The 15,801-nt window shown below is 59.2% G+C and carries 13 protein-coding genes and 1 pseudogene; 4 read left to right on the top strand and 10 right to left on the bottom strand.

Annotation, left to right across the window (positions count from 1 at the left end):
* Window positions 1-43: 43 nt before the first annotated feature.
* Entirely contained in the window at window positions 44-991 is a 948-nt protein-coding gene (treR, locus tag V4835_RS21020) for a trehalose operon repressor TreR (protein WP_063144046.1), read from the bottom strand.
* A 391-nt stretch (window positions 992-1,382) separates the two neighbouring features.
* Between treR and mgtA the strand changes: the two genes are divergently transcribed.
* The 3 genes from mgtA (at window position 1,383) to V4835_RS21005 (ending at window position 7,937) form a co-directional block, all read left to right on the top strand.
* Entirely contained in the window at window positions 1,383-4,091 is a 2,709-nt protein-coding gene (gene mgtA, locus V4835_RS21015) for a magnesium-translocating P-type ATPase (RefSeq protein ID WP_331413579.1), read from the top strand.
* 199 nt (window positions 4,092-4,290) lie between these two features.
* Complete coding sequence (locus tag V4835_RS21010) at window positions 4,291-6,675, top strand: beta-N-acetylhexosaminidase (protein ID WP_331413577.1); 2,385 nt, start codon at window positions 4,291-4,293, stop codon at window positions 6,673-6,675.
* Between the two features lie 104 nt (window positions 6,676-6,779).
* A complete protein-coding gene (locus V4835_RS21005; protein ID WP_331411093.1) occupies window positions 6,780-7,937 on the top strand; it encodes a DDE-type integrase/transposase/recombinase in 1,158 nt (385 codons plus the stop codon).
* 121 nt (window positions 7,938-8,058) lie between these two features.
* Here V4835_RS21005 and gbpA read toward each other — a convergent pair whose 3' ends face one another.
* The 5 genes from gbpA to V4835_RS20980 form a co-directional block, all read right to left on the bottom strand.
* Entirely contained in the window at window positions 8,059-9,510 is a 1,452-nt protein-coding gene (gene gbpA / locus V4835_RS21000; RefSeq protein ID WP_331413575.1) for an N-acetylglucosamine-binding protein GbpA, read from the bottom strand.
* A gap of 128 nt (window positions 9,511-9,638) precedes the next feature.
* The gene (gene ridA, locus V4835_RS20995) at window positions 9,639-10,025 is read right to left on the bottom strand and encodes a 2-iminobutanoate/2-iminopropanoate deaminase (RefSeq protein ID WP_014882305.1); all 387 of its coding nucleotides are present in this window, start codon (window positions 10,023-10,025) and stop codon (window positions 9,639-9,641) included.
* A gap of 74 nt (window positions 10,026-10,099) precedes the next feature.
* Window positions 10,100-10,561, bottom strand: a complete 462-nt coding sequence (gene pyrI, locus V4835_RS20990) for an aspartate carbamoyltransferase regulatory subunit (protein WP_023310197.1) — start codon at window positions 10,559-10,561, stop codon at window positions 10,100-10,102.
* Between the two features lie 12 nt (window positions 10,562-10,573).
* Complete coding sequence (gene pyrB / locus V4835_RS20985; protein ID WP_063144042.1) at window positions 10,574-11,506, bottom strand: aspartate carbamoyltransferase; 933 nt, start codon at window positions 11,504-11,506, stop codon at window positions 10,574-10,576.
* 34 nt (window positions 11,507-11,540) lie between these two features.
* Complete coding sequence (locus V4835_RS20980) at window positions 11,541-11,645, bottom strand: pyrBI operon leader peptide (protein ID WP_022646880.1); 105 nt, start codon at window positions 11,643-11,645, stop codon at window positions 11,541-11,543.
* Here V4835_RS20980 and V4835_RS20975 point away from each other — a divergent pair.
* Window positions 11,625-11,742: pseudogene (locus tag V4835_RS20975) on the top strand (hypothetical protein). The gene V4835_RS20980 and the pseudogene V4835_RS20975 sit on opposite strands and share 21 nt — an antisense overlap.
* Window positions 11,743-11,745: 3 nt before the next feature.
* Here the strand turns inward: V4835_RS20975 and V4835_RS20970 are convergent.
* The 4 genes from V4835_RS20970 to arcC form a co-directional block, all read right to left on the bottom strand.
* Complete coding sequence (locus V4835_RS20970; RefSeq protein WP_023334317.1) at window positions 11,746-12,225, bottom strand: arginine repressor; 480 nt, start codon at window positions 12,223-12,225, stop codon at window positions 11,746-11,748.
* 75 nt (window positions 12,226-12,300) lie between these two features.
* Window positions 12,301-13,704 (bottom strand): YfcC family protein, encoded by a 1,404-nt coding sequence (locus tag V4835_RS20965; RefSeq protein WP_063144041.1) that lies wholly within the window; start codon window positions 13,702-13,704, stop codon window positions 12,301-12,303.
* Between the two features lie 45 nt (window positions 13,705-13,749).
* Window positions 13,750-14,754, bottom strand: a complete 1,005-nt coding sequence (argF, locus tag V4835_RS20960) for an ornithine carbamoyltransferase (protein ID WP_208584587.1) — start codon at window positions 14,752-14,754, stop codon at window positions 13,750-13,752.
* 130 nt (window positions 14,755-14,884) lie between these two features.
* The gene (gene arcC, locus V4835_RS20955; RefSeq protein WP_331413572.1) at window positions 14,885-15,796 is read right to left on the bottom strand and encodes a carbamate kinase; all 912 of its coding nucleotides are present in this window, start codon (window positions 15,794-15,796) and stop codon (window positions 14,885-14,887) included.
* Window positions 15,797-15,801: the final 5 nt, after the last annotated feature.

Here is a 15,801-nt window from a genome sequence, read left to right as displayed (position 1 = left end):
TCCCGAAATCAGGCGAAGATCACAATAATCTGTTTTAAGGGGGTTACGAAAGGTGAGCGGGAATGACGATCTGACGCGGCTCAGCGCGCCCGTTGATCTGCTCGATAAGCTGCGTAGCGGCCTGTCTGCCGGACTCGGCGTAGCCCGGATCGACGGTGATGATCTCCGGGTGCAGGAACTTCATCAGCGGCGTGCTGCCGACGCTCGCCACCTGCAGGTTATCAATGCGCTGCTCCTGCAGATATTTGCTGGCACCCAGCGCAAGGGTATCCGTGGCGCACACCAGCGCGGTGGTCTGCGGCGTCAGGACGCTGGCGACCTGCTCGTAGCCCTGCTTCATGCCCAGCCCCGGCAGAGAGGCCACGGCGGAGAGGTTGTGCTTTTTGCAAAAGGTCAGGTAGGCCTCATGGCGACGCTTGCCGGTGGTGACGTCCGCGTGCGGAACGCCGAGGAAGCTGATGTGGCGATGGCCTTCGTCAAACAGGCGCTGCATCAGGGTGATGATCGCGCCCTCGTCGTCATAGCAGACGGAGGCAAAGCCGTGGGCATCGCGCGCCAGCAGCACCAGCGAAGGCTGCCAGGGTTTCAGCATCTCGTCTTTAATGCCGGTAAAACCGAACAGCACCACGCCATCAATGTTGCGGCGCTGGAGCATACCCAGATGCTCTTCAACCAGCTGCGGAGAAAACTGACTCTCCATCATGATTGGATCATACCCCTGCTCGTAGAAGGCGGGCAGCATGGTCTGCACGGCGAGGTTTTCAGACAGAGAATCCAGACGCGAGACAATAATGGCGACGACTTTGTCACTTTGCCCGCGCATGGCGCGCGCGGAGCGGGAAGGGGAAAAGCCGTGCTGATTCATGACCGCCTCAACGCGCTCGCGGGTGCGTTCGCTGACGCCGCTTTCGTTGTTCAGCACGCGTGAGACGGTCGATTTCCCCACGCCGCTTAAACGTGCGATGTCTTTAATTGTTAGGCGGTTCTGCATGCTGTATTCCCTGTAACAACGACGATGTAGTGAATTGAGCCTAATGCCATAGCGTGATTTCGCTATGGGCAAAGTCTGGTTTACGTTCGGTTTATTTGCAGGGGGGTATAATACCGCCCGAATCGTCACAAAGGGTACGCTTAAATCCTTATACTGCGCGGCGACACCCTACTTTTTACTTACCGGAGGCTTCATGGATCCCGATCCCACACCTCTCCTGAACGGGAGAATGCGTTCTATCCGGTAAGCCAGCCTGTTGCTGACTCACCGGTGATGTGAGGCAGCAACGTCCTAAACGTTCCTGCTTGAAAAATTGAGTGCCTCTCAGGTACGGCCTTGCCACGCCTGAAGGAAATGCTGCGTTCGCATTCGCGGATGCGGAGGAATGACTATGTTTAAAAATATCACCCGGCAGCTGCAGGCCCTGCTGAGCCGCCACCTGCCACACCGTCTTGTTCAGCGCGACCCGCTGCCAAACGCCAAAAATATGGCGGGGGCGGCGATCCCCGCGTCCCTGACCGAACGCTGCCTGAACGTGGCGGCAATGGATGAAAACGAAGTCTGGCGCGCGTTCGGCGGGCACCCGGAAGGGCTAAACGCGTCCGAAGTGGAAAAAATCCGCGCCGTGCACGGCGATAACCAGATCCCGGCGCAGAAGCCCTCTCCGTGGTGGGTACACCTGTGGCTCTGCTACCGCAACCCGTTCAACCTGCTGCTGACCGTGCTCGGCCTCATCTCTTACGCGACGGAAGATCTGTTTGCCGCAGGGGTGATTGCCCTGATGGTGGGCATTTCCACGCTGCTGAACTTTATTCAGGAGGCCCGCTCCACCAAAGCGGCCGACGCCCTGAAGGCGATGGTCAGCAACACCGCGACCGTCTCGCGCGTGATTAACGATCTCGGCGAAAACGCCTGGGTGGAGCTGCCTATCGACCAGCTGGTGCCGGGCGATCTGGTGAAGCTGGCGGCGGGGGACATGATCCCGGCGGATTTACGCATCATCCAGGCGCGCGATCTGTTCGTCGCGCAGGCCTCCCTGACCGGGGAATCCCTGCCCGTTGAAAAGGTGGCGCGCAGCCGCGACCCGCAGCAGATGAACCCGCTCGAGTGCGATACCCTGTGCTTTATGGGCACCACGGTCGTCAGCGGCACCGCGCAGGCGATTGTTACCGCCACCGGAGGCAACACCTGGTTTGGTCAGCTTGCCGGGCGCGTCAGCGAGCAGGAGAGCGAGCCGAACGCCTTCCAGAAAGGCATTGGCCGCGTCAGCATGCTGCTGATCCGCTTTATGATGGTGATGACGCCGATCGTGCTGCTGATCAACGGCTACACTAAAGGCGACTGGTGGGAAGCGGCGCTGTTCGCGCTCTCCGTGGCCGTTGGCCTGACGCCGGAAATGCTGCCGATGATCGTCACCTCCACGCTGGCGCGCGGGGCGGTCAAGCTCTCTAAACAGAAGGTGATCGTTAAACACCTAGACGCCATTCAAAACTTTGGCGCGATGGACATCCTCTGCACCGATAAAACCGGCACCCTGACGCAGGATAAAATCGTGCTGGAGAACCACACCGATATCTCCGGCAAAACCAGCGAGCGCGTCCTGCACAGCGCGTGGCTGAACAGCCATTACCAGACCGGGCTGAAAAACCTGCTCGATGTCGCCGTGCTGGAAGGGGTGGATGAAGAGTCAGCCCGCACGCTCTCCGGCCGCTGGCAGAAAGTGGATGAGATCCCGTTCGACTTCGAGCGCCGCCGTATGTCGGTGGTGGTGAGCGAGCAGACGGACGTGCATCAGCTGATCTGCAAAGGCGCGCTGCAGGAGATCCTCAACGTGTCGACGCAGGTTCGCTATAACGGCGACATCGTGCCGCTGGACGACACCATGCTGCGCCGCATCAAGCGCGTCACCGACAACCTGAACCGTCAGGGGCTGCGCGTCGTGGCGGTTGCGAGCAAGTTCCTGCCCGCGCGCGAGGGTGACTATCAGCGTATCGACGAATCCGATCTGATCCTCGAGGGTTACATCGCATTCCTCGATCCGCCGAAAGAGACCACCGCGCCGGCGCTGAAGGCGCTGAAGGCGAGCGGTATTACCGTCAAAATTCTCACCGGCGACAGCGAGCTGGTGGCGGCTAAAGTGTGCCATGAAGTGGGGCTGGACGCGGGGGAGGTCGTGGTGGGGAGCGACATCGAGCACCTCTCCGACGACGAGCTGGCGAAACTTGCACTGCACACCACGCTGTTTGCCCGCCTGACGCCAATGCACAAAGAGCGCATTGTCACGCTGCTGCGGCGCGAAGGGCACGTTGTCGGCTTTATGGGCGACGGCATCAACGACGCGCCCGCGCTGCGTGCGGCGGATATCGGTATCTCGGTGGACGGCGCGGTGGATATCGCCCGTGAAGCGGCAGATATCATCCTGCTGGAAAAGAGCCTGATGGTGCTGGAGGAGGGCGTGATCGAAGGTCGCCGTACCTTTGCCAACATGCTTAAGTACATCAAAATGACCGCCAGCTCCAACTTCGGTAACGTCTTCAGCGTGCTGGTGGCGAGCGCGTTTCTGCCGTTCCTGCCGATGCTGCCGCTGCACCTGCTGATCCAGAACCTGATGTACGACGTGTCTCAGGTGGCGATCCCGTTTGATAACGTGGACGACGAGCAGATCCAGAAGCCGCAGCACTGGAACCCGGCGGATCTGGGGCGCTTTATGCTGTTCTTTGGTCCGATCAGCTCCATCTTCGACATCCTGACCTTCTGCCTGATGTGGTTTGTGTTCCACGCTAATACCCCGGAACACCAGACGCTGTTCCAGTCCGGCTGGTTCGTGGTAGGTCTGCTGTCGCAGACGCTGATTGTGCACATGATCCGCACCCGCCGCATTCCGTTCATCCAGAGCCGCGCCGCGTGGCCGCTGATTGTGATGACGGGGATTGTGATGGCGCTCGGCATCGCGCTGCCGTTCTCCCCGCTGGCAGGCTACCTGCAGCTGCAGGCGCTGCCGCTGAGCTACTTCCCGTGGCTGGTGGCGATCCTCGCGGGCTATATGGTGCTGACGCAGATGGTGAAAGGATTCTATGCGCGCCGGTACGGGTGGCAGTAACGGCAAGCCCGGTGGCGCTGCGCTTACCGGGCCTACGATCAGAATGTAGGCCGGGTAAGGCGAAGCCGCCACCCGGCACTAGCTTTCCTCCCAAATTCAACAACCTGTGATCTCCGTCGGCGCATTCGCTTGACGACAAATTGAGCGCATGTTAACAGAATGTTTTGCCTTTATTTGGCCCGTCAGATAAGGAACATTCATGTTACGGTACAGTCTCTTAACCGCCGGGCTAATGCTCGGCGCCTCTGCCTTCGCCGCCCCGGCAGGCGATCTCCCCTTAATGCCCTGGCCTGCCAAGGTCGAGCGCCCGACGACCCAGGGCGCGCTGGTGCTTAACGATAAAATCTCTGTCAGCGTCAGCGGGGACGATCTCGGCGACGCGGTCAACCGCCTGCGCCAGCGCATTGCCCTGCAAACCGGCTGGACGCTGCAGCCTCAGGCTGAAAAGCCAGACAAACCGACCATCCGCATCGCGATTGCCAAAAAGGTAAAACCGCAGCCGCTGCCGGACAGCGATGAAAGCTATAGGCTCACGGTGGACGCCAACGGCGTCGATATCTCCGCCAACACCCGCTTCGGCGCGCTGCGCGCCATGGAAACGCTGCTCCAGCTGATGCAGAACGGAGCGGAAAATACCTCGCTGCCGTGGGTCACCATTGAAGATTCGCCGCGCTTCCCGTGGCGCGGGCTTCTGCTCGATTCGGCGCGCCACTTTATCCCGCTGCCGGATATCAAACGTCAAATCGACGGCATGGCCGCGGCAAAGCTCAACGTCCTGCACTGGCACCTGACCGACGATCAGGGCTGGCGCTTCAGCTCGAAGCGCTACCCTAAGCTGACGCAGCTTGCCAGCGACGGGCTGTTCTACACCCCTGAACAGATGCGTGAGGTGGTGCGTTACGCCGCCGAGCGCGGCATTCGCGTGGTGCCGGAGATCGACATGCCGGGTCACGCCTCGGCGATTGCCGTGGCCTATCCGGAGCTGATGAGCGCCCCGGGGCCGTACGCAATGGAGCGCCACTGGGGCGTGCTGAAGCCGGTGCTGGATCCGACCAAAGACGCAACCTACGCCTTCGCCGACGCGATGGTCAGCGAACTGGCGGCGATCTTCCCCGATCCGTACTTGCATATCGGCGGTGACGAGGTGGACGACAGCCAGTGGAAAGCGAACGCCGCGATCCAGAATTTCATGCGCGATAACAGGCTGGCGGACAGCCACGCGCTGCAGGCCTATTTCAACCGCAAGCTGGAGACGATCCTCGAGAAACACCGCCGGCAGATGGTCGGCTGGGATGAGATCTACCATCCTGACCTGCCGAAAAGCATTCTGATCCAGTCCTGGCAGGGGCAGGACGCGCTGGGACAGGTGGCGCAGAACGGCTACAAAGGGATTCTCTCGACGGGCTTCTATCTCGACCAGCCCCAGTCCACCGCCTATCACTACCGCAACGAAATCGTCCCGCAGGGGCTGAACGGCGTGGATGTGATTGCAGACACCGACAGCGCCCAGAGCTGGGCCTTCACTATGCCGCGCCTGAAGGGCAAGCCGGTGGAGGGGAGCTTCACGCTGGTGAAAGGGGATGCCGGCTGGCGCGGATTTATTGATTTTGCCGGGAAATCCCGCCGCGCGGTGCAGGATATTGAATGGCGTGACGACAATCAGGTCACGTTTAGCGTCGACACCTGGATGGGCGAGACGCGCCCGGTGGTTTCCGTCGATAACGATAAGCTCACCGGCTATTTCCTGGTGGGGAACACCCGCTACCCGATTAGCGGCACGCGTCTGGACGAGGTGCCGAAAGGCATTCCGCCGGTCGTGCCGGACGTGGCGAATCAGGCCAACCTGCTCGGCGGTGAGGCCGCGCTGTGGGCGGAGAACGTGGTCGCGCCGGTGCTGGATATCCGCCTGTGGCCGCGCGCCTTTGCGGTGGCGGAACGCTTATGGTCCGCGAAGGACGTCAACGACGTCGACAACATGTACACCCGCCTGCAGGCGATGGACAGCTGGTCAACGGTGTCGGTCGGGCTGCAGCAGCATACCCAGCAGCAGGTACAGTTCACGCGCCTCGCCGGGAATGCCGACACGCTGCCGCTGCAAATCCTCGCTCAGGCGGTGGAGCCTGCGCAGTATTACACCCGTCAGCACCTGAAGTTCCAGGCCGGAAATTATCATCAGTTCGAGCCGCTCAACCGCTTCGCGGATGCGCTGAACGCCGAAAGCGCCACCGTGCGCCAGATGCACAAATGGGCGGACCGCCTGGTGAGCGATGCGGAAGACACGGAAAGCGCCGACGCGCTGCGCCACGTCTTTAACCGCTGGCAGAGCAACACCAGCGACGCGCTGGCGCTAAGCGAAAACAGCTATCAGCTGAAGGCGATGAAGCCGGTGATTCAGGAGGTCGATAAGCTGGCCTCGATTGGCCTGCGGCTGACGGATCTGGTGGCGCGCCAGGGCACGCTGGATGACAAAGAGATCGCCTCGATTCAGAGCGAGCTGGATAACGCGGCGAAGGTTCAGGACGAGGTGGTGATTGCGGCAGTCTATCCGCTGGAGACGCTGCTGCGCGCGACGCGGAATCAGTAACAAAAGCGCCCGGTGGCGCTACGGTATGAACCGGAAACATGGGTAACACTTTAGACCGGATACATGGGTAACAGTTATAACTGGCATAGAAGAGGAGACTCGCTATGCCCTGGACTGAGACCCGACCTATGCAACGCCTTGATTTTATCCGTGCCTGCCATGCAGGTACGGACTCCTTCTCCGCTCTTTGCCGTCTTTTTGGTATCAGCCGTAAAACCGGCTATAAATGGCTTCAGCGTTTTGACCCCTCTGACCTGTCATCTCTCTCTGACCGGTCGCGCGCGCCACACTCCCACTCCCGGACGGTTACTGATGATATCGCCGGACACCTGACTGCCCTGCGTCAAAAACACCCTGACTGGGGCCCCAAAAAACTGCGGATGTGGCTGCTCAATCATCACGTCGATTTTACCGTCCCTGCTGCCAGCACTATCGGCGATATCCTCAAGCGTGAAGGCCTGGTTCCGGATAAAAAGCGAAAACGCAGAACCCCGGGTAATCGCCAGCCCCTGACCACCATCAGTGAGAACAATCAGGTCTGGAGCGCTGATTTTAAAGGCAAGTTCAGGCTGCTGAGCAGAGAGTACTGCCATCCCTTCACCCTGACCGACAATCACAGCCGGTATCTTCTGAGCTGCCGGGGAACGGACCGGGAGAGCGAGCCCTTCGTCAGGCAGTGCCTGACGGATGCATTCCTGGAGTACGGTCTGCCGGAAGTCCTGAGAACGGATAACGGTCAGCCGTTCGCGGGAACAGGTATCGCCGGGTTAAGTCGCCTTGCCGTCTGGCTGATAAAGCTGGGCATCAGACCGGAACGTATCAGAAAGGGGCATCCGGAAGAAAACGGCCGTCATGAGCGAATGCACCGCTCGCTGAAAAGTGCAGTGAAACAGGGCAACACCTTCATGACGATGGAAGAACAACAGCGGTGGTTCAGTGACTACCGGGAAGAGTTTAACCACGAAAGGCCGCATGAAGCCCTGGCGGGTGCAACGCCTGGAACGGTATGGAAACCCTCAGGCCGTCACTGGGATGGCAGGGTTCCTGAATATGTTTATCCGGAAGGAGGGACGGTCTACAGGGTGAAATCGAGGGGGACACTCTATATGGGGAAAAAGGGGACGGTGTTCCTGAGTGAAGCGCTGACTGATGAGTACATCATGCTGGAAGAACAAGATGATGGCCTTGAGGCCATCATCTTTAACGGAATAACGCTTGCGTACTATGACCGAAAAACCCAGAGTGTGCTCCGGATAGACTAAAAAGTGTTACCTATGTTCCCGGTCTGATCTGTCACCTATGTATCCGGTCATACACTACGCTTACCGGGCCTACGTGACGTGTAGGCCCGGCAAACGAAGTGCCGCCAGGCGTAAAGGCAACTCAGTTCTTGAACACCCACGCCTCTTTCCAGTGTGCGCCAACCCCAGGCTCAAACTGGGTAGACGTTCTGCTGTACTGCATGCAGTAGCCGCTGTACGGGAAAGGTTTACACTCGTAGGTCTTACCGTCTTTAGGCTGTAACACTACGGTACCTGCTTTGTAAGACGCGACATTGTCCGGGAAGATATAGTCATGCTGACCGGCGTTGTCCGCCGCCGCTTCGCCTTCCAGCATCAGGTTCAGCACGTCCTGGGCAAACAGGGTGCCGTCTTTGTTGGTGGCGTAGTATTTCAGCATGTGGTGGCCCGGCGTCACGTCATTCAGGGTTATGGTCACGTCCTGGCTGGCGTTGTTCATATCCTGTTTCAGATAGCCTTTTTCCGCACCGCTGTGGTTCATCACGTGTGCTTCCATATTCACGTCGCCTTTGGTGCTCACGTGGAACGTCACGGTCGCGCTGTCATGTTCGATTTTGCTGTACTGCAGGTTAGAAACGGCAATCGTTTCATTCACTTCCGCTTTCTGCTCTTCATACGATATCGCGACGGACTGCAGCGTGCTGCCGTCCTTCACGAATACGCTGTTCGCGCCGTGAACCGGGTTGATTTCACCCGCTTCATCCTTCACCCCGACGCGAACGTCGCTGTGCTCGGCGTTGATCTTCTGCGCCAGATCGTATGACCACTGGTTTGCATCCCCTTGGGTAGCCGAGCCGATGGTCAACTCGGTACGCAGGGCGGCAACTTCCCCGTTAGCGTCGAAGAAGCGTGCAATGATTTTGTCGCCCGTATGGAGGTTATTGCCCGCGATTTGGCCGGAGATCATTTTGCTCCATTCCGATACGCCCGCTGTTGCCTCGTCAGTCGAGGTGCTTGCGCTATTACCAAAATCAACATCAATAGCCTGATAGAAACTGTTTGCCGTATCGGCAATTTCCCACACGCCATAAATGACCTGATATCCGGTGCGTTCAGGAACATTACAATTCATGGACTGCGTCATCGCGGGGGCAAGGCCATTCCCGTTTACAGTACAGAATGGGGTAGATTCAAACTGAGCGCGGGTCAGGGGTTTATTCGGATCCCAGTTTTGCTTTGTGATGTAATAACGCCAGTTGGCGGTTTTGTGTGGGGCGGTATGGTGCCAGACAAATTGATGCGGCCCTGCCGTCATCGGCGTTTTTGTCCAGGCATTCAGGCTCTGTTTATCCAGTTGAGAATACTGGGCAATGCCGGCACTGGCGAGTTGTCCATCCGGCGGCATAGCGCCAGCCGGGAAACCGGAACTTTTTTCTACACTCTGCGGTTCGTACTGTACTAAACCACAATCGATATTTTGGCCGAGCTTGCACATATAGGCGCGGCTGGCTGGAGATTCAATATAGCCATGGGCCAGTGCGGAAGAGGTAACGGTCAATGCCGCTATCGCCAGCGCAATTTTTGAAAGTTTCATTCTCTGTCCATAATAATCAATATACCGCGTGAGTGTATTTATGGACGGGGGGAAGGTCATTTTATCGCGAGGATAAAAATAGGCGAAATAAAAGGCAGCCTGAGCTGCCCTGTATTTACTGAAACAGATTAACGACGTACGGCAATCGCTTCGATTTCAATTTTCACGTCTTTTGGCAGACGGGCTACTTCCACGCAGGAGCGCGCCGGGAAGGTGGCATTATGCTCGGTGAAGAACGCTTCGTAGGTGGCGTTCACGGTCGCGAAATCGTTCAGATCCTTCACGAAAACGGTGGTTTTCACGATGTCGCCCACTTTCAGGCCCGCGGATTCCACGATCGCCTGCACGTTTTCCAGCGACTGACGCGCCTGTGCCGCCACGTCGGCCGGTACTTCACCGGTTTTTGGGTTCACCGGGATCTGGCCAGAGGTGATGATCATGCTGCCCAGATCAACGCCCTGAACGTATGGGCCGATAGCCGCTGGTGCATTTTCCGTCGCGAGTACTTTGGTCATGATTTCTCCAGAATAACAGCTGATTTAAGAGTCCCGGCCATTATAGGGAGGCCGGGATCCTTTACCAACCTCAATTAGTTGGCCAGCACCACATAATGAGAAAACTCTTTTTCGCAGTATTTGCATTTGAGCGCGATGTCATCGGCGCGTTTTTTCACTGCAAAGCTGGAGGAAACCGGCTCAGCATGGCTGATGCAGTTGCTGTTCGGGCAGACCAGCACGCTTTCGATGCGATCCGGCAGGCTCGGGCGGGATTTGCCAACCACTTCATACTCGTCGATGCGGTTGACGGTGGCGTCCGGCGCGTACAGCGACAGCTGGTTAACCTGCTCGTCGGTCAGGAAGGTGTTCTCGATTTTAATCAGGTCCTTGCGGCCCATTTCGCCTGACGGCAGGTTCAGGCCGATGGTGATGCGCTGGTCGGTTTCGGTCAGTTTGAACAGCGTCAGCAGCTTAAAGCCCACCTGCGCAGGGATGTGGTCAATCACGGTGCCACGCTTGATGGCTTCAACCTGGAGTTTGTTATCGTGTGTCATGGTCGTTTCCCCTTACAGTGCCAATTCGCGATTCAGAACCAGTGCCAGTAACGCCTGGCGGGCGAAGATGCCGTTTCCGGCCTGCTGGAAGTACCAGGCGTGCGGCGTTTTATCCACGTCTGTGGCGATCTCATCAATGCGCGGCAGCGGATGCAGCACCTTCATGTTGTCGCGCGCGCCCTCAAGGTCGCTGGCGCGCAGCACGAACTGCGCCTTCACGTTGGCGTATTCGGACGGGTCCAGACGCTCTTTCTGCACGCGGGTCATGTAGAGAATATCCACGTTGCCCACCACCTCTTCGATGCTGGCGTGCAGGCTCCACTGAATGCCTTTTTCGTCCAGCATGTCGAGAATGTACTGCGGCATCGCCAGCGCGTCAGGCGCGATGAAGAAGAAGCGGTTGCCGTTAAATTTCGCCAGCGCCTGGGTCAGGGAGTGGACGGTGCGGCCATATTTCAGGTCGCCGACCATGGCGATATTCAGGTTCTCAAGCTTGCCCTGCGTCTCCTGAATGGTGAACAGATCCAGCAGGGTCTGCGTCGGATGCTGGTTGGCACCGTCACCGGCGTTCAGTACCGGAATGCCGCCGGAAAACTCGGTCGCCAGACGCGCCGCGCCCTCCTGCGGGTGACGCATCACAATCGCGTCGACGTAGGTGCTGATCACTGAAATGGTATCCGCCAGGGTCTCGCCTTTTTTACCCAGCGACGTGTTGCTGCTGTCCGAGAAGCCCACCACGCTCGCGCCCAGGCGGTGCATGGAGGTCTCAAAGGAGAGGCGGGTGCGGGTCGAGGCTTCGAAGAAGCAGCTCGCAATCACCTTGTGCTTCAGCAGCTCCGGTTGCGGATTGGCCTTCAGTTTTGCCGCGGTTTCCAGAACCAGTTCCAGCTCTTCGCGGCTGAGGTCGTTTATGGAAATGATGTGTTTTTGATAAAGCGGATTCATGTTTATCTCCTGACGCCGGGCAAAAAAAAGCCCCTCAAATGAGGGGCTCTGGGAATAGGTTTAGCAACGGGAAGAAAAACGGCAGGCCAGCGTCTGATTTCAGACGCGGTAAGACGTTATGTCGTACACGCTTGACCATGCTTCCTCCCGGCAAATTGTCGGGCATTATACGCAGCTCGCTTTTCGGATCAAGCGATTTAATGCACGCTTTACTCAATGCAAACGGTTCTTTATGAATATTAATGCGTTCTGAGTAAATAATTAATTTGCTTATGCACCAGCGCGGTGCGCTTCACGACCCGGGGCGCGACCCAGACGATACTGCTGCCAGCCACCACGCCTAAAATTTCCGGTAGCTGGTGATAATCCAGAATACGCGCCACCGCGCGGCCATATCCGGCGACGGTATGAACAAGGATAAACTCGCTATTGTGCTCGACGCTGACCACCATTTCGGACACGGTACGCGCGGCGTCGGGGGCAGGGCGCAACTGGGGATTCAGCGAATAAATCTTTAGCCCTTTGGCATTTCGAATTTTTATGACACCGAGCAATTTAAGCAGACGTGAAACGGTGGACTGGCTGATGGTCTCAAAACCACGCTCCTGCAAATCCCGGCGGATCTCCTCCTGAGAGAGATAACTCTTTTCTGCGATCAGACGCTGGCAGACCGTCAGCTGAAGCTGTTCTTTTGGAGAGTAATCACCATATTCCGTCATAACTATTTCCCATGTAAGTGGCTGAAACAAAACGCCCGGTGGCGCTACGCTTACCGGGCCTACAACTTCAAAACATCACAACAACGCCCCCAGGCTTAACGCCGCCATAATCACCACCGTTAATATCCCCAGCAGCGGCGCCACCCATTTCAGATAACGCACGTAGGGCACGCGGGCGATAGCCAGACCGCCCATCACGACGGCAGAGGTGGGAGTGACCAGGTTAACGATGCCGGAGGCCGACTGGTAAGCCGTAACCACCAGGTCGCGGTTGACGTTAGCGAAATCGGCAAGCGGCGCCATGATCGGCATCGTCAGAACGGCCAGGCCGGACGAAGAAGGCACAAGAAACGACAGCACGACCTCCAGCCAGTACATCACGTTGATGAACGCCACCGTGGACAACCCGCTGACCAGTCCTTCCGCGCTGTGCAAAATGGTGTGGGTAATCATGCCCTTATCCATGATCACTACGATACCGCGCGCGATGCCGATAATCAGCGCGACGCCCAGCAAATCTCGCGCGCCGTTGATAAACGTCGACGTCAGCTCCTCTTCGCTCATGCGGGCAATCAGGCCGACGATAATCGCGCTGGCGAGAAACACCGCCGAGATCTCCGCCATCCACCAGCCCAGCACCGCCACGCCGTAGATCATCACCGCGAAGGCGAGGGCGAAAATCACCAGGATGATTTTGCGCACCGGGGTAAATTCCAGCGACTGTTCGCCCTTGTTGCCGAGGAAGTGGGCGCGGTTCTCTTCCTGCTTATCCGCCACGATCGACAGCGACGGATCCTGGCGCACCTTGCGGGCGTAGCGCATCACCCACGCCACGCAGATGATCCAGCCGATGACCAGCAGCGCCACGCGCAGGGCGATACCGTTGGTGAAGGGGATCCCGGCGGCGTTGGCGGCGATCACCGTGGCGAACGGGTTGATGGTAGAGCCGAGCGTGCCGATCCCCGCCCCGAGCAGCACGGTGGAGGCGGCGACAACCGGATCGAAGCGCGCGGCCAGCATCACCGGTACCAGCAGGGTGTAGAACGGCAGCGACTCTTCGGCCATGCCGTAAATCGTGCCGCCTGCGGCAAACAGCGCCATCAGGATCGGGATCATCCACTCCTCGCGCCCGCGCAGCCGGGTGGTGACGCGCTCGATCCCGGCGTCAATCGCCCCGGTTTTGGTGACGATCCCGAGAAATCCCCCGATGATCAGGATAAACAGCGCCACGTCGATCGCCCCGGCCTGGCCGGAGACCGGATCGTACAGCCCGGCGATGGGCGCCATCAGGACGGAAACCAGCCCCTGCGGATGCGCCGCCACGTGGGCGTACGTTCCGGCAATCGGGACCTCTTTACCGAGGGTTTCGTTCATCGCCATCTGGTACTGACCGGCAGGGACGACCCAGCTCAGCGCCGCCACAACGGCAATCAGAAAAAAGAGAATGGTGTAAGCGGAGGGAAACTTAAACTTGCCCATGATGTGCTCCTTAACCCGGCGCACCCGTGGCGCGCCGGGCGGTGATTAGTCGCCGAGTGTCGCCACCATGACCGCTTTGATGGTGTGCATGCGGTTCTCTGCTTCGTCAAAGACGATGGAGTTCGGTGATTCGAAGACCTCTTCCGTCACCTCCAGCCCCTTCAGGCCGTACGCCATCTCGATCTCGCGGCCCACTTTGGTGTGCTCGTTGTGGAACGCCGGCAGGCAGTGCATGAACTTGACGTTCGGGTTGCCGGTGGCCTTCATCACGTCCGCGTTGATTTGATACGGCTTCATCAGGCTGACGCGCTCGGCCCAGGCTTCCTTCGGCTCGCCCATGGAGACCCACACGTCGGTGTAGAGGAAATCGGTGCCCCGCACGCCTTCTTCCACGTCGTCGGTGAGGGTAATGCGCGCGCCCGTCTCTTTCGCGATGGCGCGGCACTGCTCAACCAGCCCGGCTTCCGGCCAGAAGGATTTCGGCGCGACGAGGCGGATATCCATCCCCATCTTGGCCGCGCCGACCATCAGCGAGTTGCCCATGTTGTTGCGCGCATCGCCCAGGTAGGCAAAGCTCAGCTCCGGCAGGGTTTTGCCCGGCGCGTGCTCCAGCATGGTCATCAGGTCGGCGAGGATTTGCGTCGGGTGGAACTCGTCGGTCAGGCCATTCCAGACCGGCACGCCCGCGTATTCGCCCAGCTCTTCGACGATAGCCTGGCCGTAGCCGCGGTATTCGATGCCGTCATACATGCGGCCCAGCACGCGGGCGGTGTCTTTCATCGACTCTTTATGGCCAATCTGCGATCCGCTTGGGCCGAGGTAGGTGACCTGCGCGCCCTGGTCGAACGCGCCCACTTCGAAGGCGCAGCGGGTGCGGGTGGAGGTTTTTTCAAAGATCAGGGCGATGTTTTTCCCGACCAGGGTTTGCTTCTCACGCCCGGCTTTTTTGGCGGCCTTCAGCTCGATGGCGAGGTCGATCAGGTACTGGATCTCCTCCGGGGTGTAGTCCAGCAGTTTCAGGAAGTTGCGGTTTTTCAGGTTGATGGTCATGTGGGAAATCCTTTTTAAAATTAGTGTCTAAAACCTTACCCCTCACCCCAGCCCTCTCCCCAAAGGGGAGAGGGTGTTTCAAGTCCCCTCTCCCCTTTGGGGAGAGGGTTAGGGTGAGGGGAGAGTGTGCTCAATTGCGAATCAACGTGCCTTTCTCGCCTGCCAGGATCTCCGCGCCGTCGGCCAGCGCGCCGATCCCGGCAATGCCGTTGCAGGCTTCAACAAACTCGCGGCAGGCGGCCACTTTCGGCCCCATCGATCCGGCGTCGAACTGCATGCCTCTGAGCAGCTCCGGCGTGACCTGCGCCAGCGGGCGCTGGGTCGGCTTGCCCCAGTCGAGGTACACCGCGTCGGCGTCGGTCAAAATCAGCAGGGCGTCGGCCTCGATCTGCCTCGCCAGCAGGGCGGCGGAGAGGTCTTTGTCGATCACCGCCTCAATCCCGCGATAGCCGTTGGCGTTTTCCACTACCGGCACGCCGCCGCCGCCGTTGCAGATCACCAGGTGGTCACGCTGAATCAGCGCGGTGATGGCGTCGCTCTCGACGATGCGCTTCGGCTGCGGCGACGGCACCACGCGGCGGACGTAGCTCCCGTCGGCCTTAAACACCCAGCCTTTTTCCGCGGCCAGGCTTTTCGCCTGGGCTTCGCTGTACACCGGGCCGATGTACTTGGTCGGGTTGCTGAATGCCGGGTCGGCGGCGTCCACTTCCACCTGCGTGAGCAGGACGCTCACCTCGCGCTGCGGCAGGTTGTTTTTCAGCGCCTGCTGGAGCATGTAGCCGATCATTCCCTGGCTTTCGGCGCCGAGAACGTCCAGCGGGTAGGGCGTCACTTTGTCGTAGGCGCTGTTCTGCAGCGCCAGCAGCCCGACCTGCGGCCCGTTGCCGTGCACCAGCACCACGCGCCACTGCGCCGTCAGCCCGGCGATGGTGCGGGCTGCCTGCTCGATGTTCTGGCGCTGGATCTCCGCTTCCAGCGGCTCGCCGCGCTTGAGCAGCGCGTTGCCGCCAAGGGCCACAACCAGAGTGGGTTTTCGTTCCATGATGG

The organism is Enterobacter cloacae complex sp. CARB60 (assembly GCF_036487345.1).
Lineage (GTDB): Bacteria > Pseudomonadota > Gammaproteobacteria > Enterobacterales > Enterobacteriaceae > Enterobacter > Enterobacter asburiae_D.
The sequence above is the reverse complement of the archived record's forward strand: the minus strand, read 5'-3'. Positions and strand labels throughout refer to the sequence as shown.

Coding starts and splice junctions, on each gene's coding strand:
- treR (WP_063144046.1), bottom strand. CDS start 991: ATGCAGAACCGCCTAACAATTAAAGACATCGCACGTTTAAGCGGCGTG.
- mgtA (WP_331413579.1), top strand. CDS start 1,383: ATGTTTAAAAATATCACCCGGCAGCTGCAGGCCCTGCTGAGCCGCCAC.
- V4835_RS21010 (WP_331413577.1), top strand. CDS start 4,291: ATGTTACGGTACAGTCTCTTAACCGCCGGGCTAATGCTCGGCGCCTCT.
- V4835_RS21005 (WP_331411093.1), top strand. CDS start 6,780: ATGCCCTGGACTGAGACCCGACCTATGCAACGCCTTGATTTTATCCGT.
- gbpA (WP_331413575.1), bottom strand. CDS start 9,510: ATGAAACTTTCAAAAATTGCGCTGGCGATAGCGGCATTGACCGTTACC.
- ridA (WP_014882305.1), bottom strand. CDS start 10,025: ATGACCAAAGTACTCGCGACGGAAAATGCACCAGCGGCTATCGGCCCA.
- pyrI (WP_023310197.1), bottom strand. CDS start 10,561: ATGACACACGATAACAAACTCCAGGTTGAAGCCATCAAGCGTGGCACC.
- pyrB (WP_063144042.1), bottom strand. CDS start 11,506: ATGAATCCGCTTTATCAAAAACACATCATTTCCATAAACGACCTCAGC.
- V4835_RS20980 (WP_022646880.1), bottom strand. CDS start 11,645: ATGGTCAAGCGTGTACGACATAACGTCTTACCGCGTCTGAAATCAGAC.
- V4835_RS20970 (WP_023334317.1), bottom strand. CDS start 12,225: ATGACGGAATATGGTGATTACTCTCCAAAAGAACAGCTTCAGCTGACG.
- V4835_RS20965 (WP_063144041.1), bottom strand. CDS start 13,704: ATGGGCAAGTTTAAGTTTCCCTCCGCTTACACCATTCTCTTTTTTCTG.
- argF (WP_208584587.1), bottom strand. CDS start 14,754: ATGACCATCAACCTGAAAAACCGCAACTTCCTGAAACTGCTGGACTAC.
- arcC (WP_331413572.1), bottom strand. CDS start 15,796: ATGGAACGAAAACCCACTCTGGTTGTGGCCCTTGGCGGCAACGCGCTG.